We start from the raw sequence: 7,103 nt of genomic DNA, 5'->3' as shown, positions 1-7,103 counted from the left end.
TCCTCCCCGACGGTTTCCACGCGCTCCAGGGTTCCCGGGAGTTCAGGCCGTTCCGCCGGGCCGCGCAGCCGCGTGGTTTCCCCGGTCGCCAGATCGATCCGGACGGGTTCAGCCGGGTAGAGGTAGGAGCTGCGTAGTCCATAGGCGGTGGCGCCGTCGGGGCTCACCGAGATGTCGGAGTACGCGGCAGCGTCGGCCGTGATCCTGCGGACCGCGCCGGTGGCGGTGTCGATGGCGAAGACCGGCGCAGCGCCGTCGTCATCGGCTGTCACGAGAATGCCCGAGCCGTCCGGAAGCCAGGCCGCGGGGGCGGGCCACCGATCCCAGTCTTCCGCAAGCGGGATGAGCTCTCCGCCTCGGACGGGAAGGAGTGCCAGCCAGATACGGGGGGAGGTGTCGGCTGAGGTGCGCCGGTTGCAGATCACGATGACGGTCCTGCCGTCCGGGCTCACGGGGCCCGGTGCTGCATCGAAACCGGCCTCGTTCAGCAGCACGGTCCGCTCGCCGGTAGCGACGTCGATCCGCGCAAGCGCGCTGCGCTGGGAGCCGAGTGCCTCCGGCAGGCGAAGGGCGGTGAACAGCATCGTCCCATCCGGGCTCAACTCCGGATGGGAGTCGCGGAGCCCGGCACCGACGCCTTCGGCAAGGGAGACCAGGGGTTCATCCTCCGCGTCGACGTCCAGCCGGAAGTAGCGCGGCTCGCCGGGACCGAGGTCGGCGTCCCAGTACCGGACCGGGTAGCCGGAGTGAAGGATCGCGGCCACGCCGGCGTCCTTGCGGGCGGTCCGTCGCTCGGCATCCTCCGCCTCACCGGAGGCGCCGGCGAGGACCTCGGCAACGACGACGGCGGTGTCCGCGTGCGCGGCCGTGGCGACGGAACTGATCCCACCCGATCGCGAGTGGAGCAGTTCCGCCTCACCGCCATGCTCCGGCAGCCGCCACAGCGAGGCCTGCTTTCCGGCATCGTCGGTGCCGTTGCCCGGGCCGGGCCGGGCCGAGGTGAACAGCAGGTCGCCCGTCGCGAGGAAAGCGGCACCGGATTCACCCTCGGCGCTGCGGGTCAGCCGGTGCGCGGGCCGCTCCCCCGAGGGGTCCACTTCCCAAAGGGCGGTGGTGTAGCCCGTGCGCTTCGGATCGAGGGTGGCCACCGCCGTCACGAGGCGGCTTCCGCCGGAGTTCATCGCGAGCCCGCTCACCCTCGGGAGGGCGACGAAGTTCTCGAGCTCGTGGAACGGCGTGGCCTGGTCCGATGAGCCGTGGCCGCCGGTGTTGTTCGAATCGTCAGGGTTCATCTGCAATACGTATCACCGCAAGCGTTGCGGCCGGGCGGGGTTCACTGAGGGAGTAATTCCGTTGCCCCGAGCACCGATGCCGGGTGTCACGCAAAGAATCCCGCCCCAATGACCCGGGGCGGGATTCGTCGACAGTGCTGGTGTTCAGGAAACGATCACTCGGGAACCGTCGCTTCGATAGCCGCCGGGCCGTCCTCCAGCTCCTTGGGGGCTCCATGCCCCACAAAGGTGAACACGGCGTCGGTCCCTTCGCCTTCGACGTCCACGTCCACACGCTCACCGGACTTCAGGTCGCCGAACAGGATCTTCTCGGACAGCTGATCCTCGATCTCCCGCTGCATGGTGCGGCGCAGCGGCCGCGCACCCATCGACGGATCGTAGCCGCGGGTGGCGAGGAGCACCTTTGCGGCGGGAGTCAGCTCGATGGTCATTCCCTTGTCGGCCATCCGCTTGCTGAGGCGCTCGAGGAACAGGTCGACGATCTCGACGATCTCATCCTGCGTGAGCTGCGGGAACACCACGGTGTCGTCGACACGGTTGAGGAACTCGGGGCGGAAGTGCTGCTTCAGCTCTTCCTGGACCTTCGCCTTCATCCGGTTGTAACTCGTATTGGTGTCCGTGCCCGACTGGAACCCGGTCATGACGCCCTTGGAGATATCGCGTGTTCCAAGGTTGGTGGTCATGATGATGACCGTGTTCTTGAAGTCGACCATGCGGCCCTGGCTGTCCGTCAGGCGTCCGTCCTCGAGGATCTGCAGGAGCGAGTTGAAGAGATCGGCGTGGGCCTTCTCCACCTCGTCGAACAGCACCACCGAGAACGGCTTGCGGCGGACCTTCTCGGTGAGCTGGCCGCCCTCCTCGTAACCCACGTAGCCCGGAGGCGCACCGAAGAGGCGCGATACCGTGTGCTTCTCGGAGTACTCGGACATGTCGAGCGTGATCAGGGCATCCTCGTCGCCGAAAAGGAACTCCGCGAGGGCCTTGGCGAGCTCGGTCTTACCCACACCGGTGGGACCGGCGAAGATGAACGAACCGCCCGGACGCTTGGGGTCCTTCAGACCGGCGCGCGTGCGCCGGATGGCCTGCGAGATCGCCTTGATGGCCTGGTTCTGCCCGATGACCCGCTTGTGGAGTTCATCCTCCATATTCAGCAGCCTCGAGGACTCGGCCTCGGTCAGCTTGAACACGGGGATGCCGGTGGAGATCGCAAGGACCTCGGCGATCAGTTCCTCGTCAACCTCGGCGATGTCGTCGAGGCCACCGGACTTCCACCTGCGCTCCTTGTCGGAGCGCTCGTCCTGCAGTTTCTGCTCCTTGTCGCGGAGGGACGCAGCGCCCTCGAAGTCCTGCGAATCGATCGCCGACTCCTTCTCCCGCTTGACGTCGGCGATGCGTTCGTCGATCTCCTTGAGCTCCGGCGGTGCGGTCATGCGCCGGATCCGCAGCCGGGCACCGGCCTCGTCGATCAGGTCGATCGCCTTGTCCGGCAGGAAGCGGTCGGAGATGTACCGCTCGGCGAGTGTGGCGGCCGAGGTGAGTGCGCCGTCGGTGATCGAGACGCGGTGGTGTGCCTCGTAACGGTCGCGAAGCCCCTTGAGGATCTCGATGGCGTGGGCCACCGACGGTTCCTGGACCTGGATCGGCTGGAAACGACGCTCAAGAGCGGCATCCTTTTCGATGTGCTTGCGGTACTCGTCGAGCGTGGTGGCTCCGATGGTCTGGAGTTCACCGCGGGCGAGCATCGGCTTCAGGATCGACGCCGCGTCGATGGCACCTTCGGCTGCGCCTGCCCCGACGAGCGTATGGATCTCGTCGATGAAGAGGATGATGTCGCCGCGCGTCCGGATCTCCTTGAGCACCTTCTTCAGCCGCTCCTCGAAGTCACCGCGGTACCGGGAGCCGGCGACGAGCGAACCGAGGTCGAGCGTGTAGAGCTGCTTGTCCTTGATGGTTTCAGGCACGTCGCCACGAACGATCGCCTGGGCGAGCCCCTCGACGACGGCGGTCTTGCCGACGCCGGGCTCGCCGATCAGCACGGGATTGTTCTTGGTGCGGCGGGAGAGCACCTGCATGACCCGCTCCATCTCCGACTCACGTCCGATGACCGGGTCGAGCTTGGATTCGCGGGCAGCCTGCGTGAGGTTCCGACCGAACTGGTCGAGGACCACCGAACCTGCGGGGGTTCCCTCCTGCTGCTGGCCGCCCGCGACTGCAGGCTCCTTGCCCTGGTAGCCCGAGAGCAGTTGGATCACCTGCTGGCGGACCCGGTTGAGGTCCGCTCCGAGCTTCACCAGCACCTGCGCGGCAACACCCTCGCCCTCGCGGATGAGGCCCAGCAGGATGTGCTCGGTGCCGATGTAGTTGTGGCCCAGCTGCAGGGCTTCCCTCAGGGAAAGCTCCAGCACCTTCTTGGCCCGCGGGGTGAACGGAATATGACCCGACGGCGCCTGCTGGCCCTGTCCGATGATCTCCTGGACCTGCTCACGGACGGCACCCAGCGAGATGCTGAGCGACTCGAGGGCTTTGGCAGCTACACCCTCACCCTCATGAATCAAACCAAGCAGGATGTGCTCGGTGCCGATGTAATTATGGTTGAGCATGCGGGCCTCTTCCTGGGCCAGCACAACAACACGACGGGCACGATCTGTGAATCTTTCAAACATGGGGCACACTCCTAGCTAACGCGTAGTTCGATGCTACGTGCAGCGAAGGAGCTTTTGGGGCGTGTTCGCCACAGGCGAGATCACGCCGGCCCTAGCGCTGCGCGGCGCGGTATGCCTCGACGATCTCGCTGTTCACCCGGCCGCGGGCCGAGACGTTGTAGCCGTTCTCCCGGGCCCACTCCCGAACCTGGGCGGCTTCCTGATTGCGAGCCGGCGCGGGTGCGGAACGCTGCTTCGACTGGTTACTGCGCCGCGCGGCTGTTACGTAATCCTTGAGGGCATCCCGCAATTCACCTGCATGGGCATCCGACAGGTCGATCTCGTACTGGGCGCCGTCAAGGCCGAAGCGGACGGTTTCGTCGGCATCTCCGCCGTCGATGTCGTCAATGAGGATAATCTTCACTTTCTGCGCCACAATATACTCCCTTAGAATTCGATGAAAACCCCCCTCTGTGATTATGTAGCAACAAAGGGGCCAGGTCAAAGGGGAATTCAAAAATGCTATGGCTGGGCGTTATCCGGCTTCGCTTTAGTTTCAGGCGTTTCTTCCTGCTCATTCTTCACTTCCGTCACATCAGTGAGCCTTTTCTCCGCGCGTGCCATGGCATCACGTTCGGCACGGTCCGCGTTGAAAATGGCCCGCATCACGAAGTAGAAGATCACCGCGAGGGAGGCGGAGGGCAAAAGGACGGCAAGGTATTCCACGGCGCTATCCCTGCACGGGTTTCAGAATGGGAAACAAAATGGACTCACGAATTCCCGCATTCGTGAAAAGCATCACCAGGCGGTCGATTCCGAGCCCGATCCCGCCCATCGGGGGCGCCCCGTACTCGAGCGCCCGCAGGAAGTCCTCGTCCAGCTGCATCGCCTCGTCGTCACCCTCGGCAGCCCTGCGGGACTGCGCAGTCAGGCGCTCGCGCTGAATCACCGGATCGATCAGCTCGGAGAAGGCCGTGCCGCGCTCCATACCACCGATGATGAGGTCCCAGGCCTCGATGAGCCGTGGATCCTCCCGATGCTGGCGCGCCAGGGGCTGCGCGGATGGCGGGTAGTCGTAGACGAAGGTGGGCTGCAGCAGGTGGGGCTCCACCAATTCGGAGAAAAGCTCGAGGACGAGCTTGTCGGCCTGCCAGGCGGGATTGATCGCAATGCCGCGGGCCTCGGCGATCTCCCTCAGGACCTCTTCGGGAGTATCGGGGGTGACTTCCTGATCAACCGCTGCGGACAGGCCCGGGTAGACGCCGAGCCAGGCCCAGTCTCCGTCGAGGTCGATCGTGCCTTTGTCGGTCTCGATGGTCCGGCTTCCCAGTGCATCGGCGCAATTGAGGATGATTTCCTTCATGCGCTCTGCCATCCCGAATTGGTCGGCGTACGCTTCATAGCATTCGAGCATGGTGAATTCCGGGCTGTGCGTCGAGTCGACGCCCTCGTTGCGGAAAATGCGTCCGATTTCGTAGACGCGGTCGATTCCTCCCACCACTGCCCGCTTGAGATAAAGCTCGAGGGCAATACGCAGGGTCATTTTCTGGTCGAAGGCATTGAGGTGCGTTTCGAAGGGCCTCGCCGTGGCACCGCCGTGCACCAGTTGCAATATGGGCGTCTCGACCTCGACATAATCGAGTGCATGAAGGGTTTCGCGGACGCTGCGGGTAATGGCGGCGCGTTTTGTCACCATGTCCCGCGCTTCTTCGCGGACCATCAGGTCCACATAACGCTGACGGACGCGGGTTTCCTCGTTGACGCCGGCGTGGAGCGTCGGCAGCGGCCGCAGCGCCTTCGAGGCCATGCTCCACGAATCGGCCATGACGGACAGCTCCCCGCGCTTCGAACTCAGCACCTCACCGTGCACCTGGACGTGGTCGCCGAGATCGGCCAGCGATTTCCAGTCGGCGAGCGCCTCGGCCCCGACGGCTGCGAGGCTCAGCATCACCTGGAGCCGGGTGCCGTTTCCCTCCTGAAGGGTGGCGAAGCACAGCTTTCCCGAGTTGCGGATGAACACGACCCTGCCCACCACGCTGACCACCTCGCCGGTGGTCTCCTCCGCGGCGAGGCTTCCGTACCGCTTCCGGAGCTCGCCGAGGGAGGAGGTGCGCTCCGGCTTGACGGGGTACGCCTCCCTGCCGCTTTCCAGCAGACCCGCGCGCTTGGCGAGGCGGATGCGCATCTGCTCGTTGAAGTCATCGGAGAGGGAAGTATCGTCAGTGGTCACGGTAGACCAGTTTACTGCTTCGTCCTGCGCCGTCATTTCCGGTGGCAGAGCTCACTCCGGGCCCAGCTGCACGTTGTCGATGAGCCGGACGGCGCCCACCCGGGCGGCGATGACTGCCAGCGCCGAGCCGGTGAAGGGGACGTGACGGCAATTGAAGGCGAGGGGCTCAAGGGTTTCCGGATCCACGATCTCGAGGTAGTCAAGGCTCACCGAACGTTCGCTCGCGAGCATCTCGAGCACCGAGTCCGGATCCAGGGCCTCGTGCCGGGCGGCCCTTCCCTCGAGCAGGCGGAGGGCGCGCGGCAGGACCAGTGCCGCCTTCCGCTCCGCCCCGGAAAGGAACTGGTTCCGGCTGGAAAGGGCGAGTCCGTCGGACGCCCTGACCGTCGGTACCCCCACGATTTCAACCGGGAAGTTCAGGTCGCCGACCATGCGTCGGATCAGGACCAGCTGTTGTGCATCCTTCTGCCCGAAGTAGGCACGGAAGCGGGCGCCTGGCGGCTGTGCAACATGCAGGAGCTTGGCGACGACGGTCAGCATGCCGTCGAAGTGCCCGGGCCGCGCGGCGCCCTCGAGCTTGTCGGCGAGGGGTCCGGACCGGATCCGCACCTGGGGCTCACCCCCGGGGTACATCTCGGCGGCCGACGGCGCGAAGACCAGGTCTACGCCGCACTGCCCCAGCAGCTCGAGGTCCGCGTCGAGCGTGCGTGGATAACGCTCGAGATCCGCCTGCTCGCCGAACTGGAGCGGATTGACGAAGATGCTGGCCACCACGACGTCGTTGGCGGCCCGTGCGGCTGTGGCCAGGCCGGCATGGCCGGCGTGCAGCGCGCCCATGGTCGGGACAAGGCCCAGCGACGGGAGCGTGAGCTCCGTTTCCTGCAGCAACCGGGCGCTCGCTTCCCGCAGTTCGGCCGCCGTCGTCACGATCGCCGGCTT

Annotated in this window: 6 protein-coding genes; all 6 read right to left on the bottom strand. The window is 65.6% G+C overall.

The window, feature by feature from the left end; genetic code table 11:
• Nucleotides 1-1,292, bottom strand: a 1,292-nt coding sequence (locus Y705_RS22245) for a TolB family protein (RefSeq protein ID WP_444826166.1), incomplete at its 3' end; no start/stop codon positions are given.
• A 155-nt stretch (nucleotides 1,293-1,447) separates the two neighbouring features.
• Entirely contained in the window at nucleotides 1,448-3,955 is a 2,508-nt protein-coding gene (locus Y705_RS0106570) for an ATP-dependent Clp protease ATP-binding subunit (RefSeq protein ID WP_026532276.1), read from the bottom strand.
• A gap of 91 nt (nucleotides 3,956-4,046) precedes the next feature.
• Entirely contained in the window at nucleotides 4,047-4,370 is a 324-nt protein-coding gene (locus Y705_RS0106565) for a histone-like nucleoid-structuring protein Lsr2 (protein ID WP_026532275.1), read from the bottom strand.
• Nucleotides 4,371-4,456: 86 nt separating this feature from the next.
• A complete protein-coding gene (locus Y705_RS0106560; protein WP_026532274.1) occupies nucleotides 4,457-4,660 on the bottom strand; it encodes a hypothetical protein in 204 nt (67 codons plus the stop codon).
• Between the two features lie 4 nt (nucleotides 4,661-4,664).
• Nucleotides 4,665-6,119, bottom strand: a complete 1,455-nt coding sequence (gene lysS, locus Y705_RS0106555; protein ID WP_253908521.1) for a lysine--tRNA ligase — start codon at nucleotides 6,117-6,119, stop codon at nucleotides 4,665-4,667.
• Between the two features lie 96 nt (nucleotides 6,120-6,215).
• Nucleotides 6,216-7,091: a pantoate--beta-alanine ligase gene (gene panC / locus Y705_RS0106550; protein ID WP_026532272.1), complete on the bottom strand. Its 876-nt coding sequence runs from the start codon at nucleotides 7,089-7,091 to the stop codon at nucleotides 6,216-6,218.
• Between the last annotated feature and the right edge of the window lie 12 nt (nucleotides 7,092-7,103).

The sequence above is a fragment of the Arthrobacter sp. H41 genome (assembly GCF_000520535.1).
Lineage (GTDB): Bacteria > Actinomycetota > Actinomycetes > Actinomycetales > Micrococcaceae > Arthrobacter_D.
The sequence above is the reverse complement of the archived record's forward strand: the minus strand, read 5'-3'. Positions and strand labels throughout refer to the sequence as shown.

Coding starts and splice junctions, on each gene's coding strand:
- lysS (WP_253908521.1), bottom strand. CDS start 6,119: ATGCGCATCCGCCTCGCCAAGCGCGCGGGTCTGCTGGAAAGCGGCAGG.
- Y705_RS0106570 (WP_026532276.1), bottom strand. CDS start 3,955: ATGTTTGAAAGATTCACAGATCGTGCCCGTCGTGTTGTTGTGCTGGCC.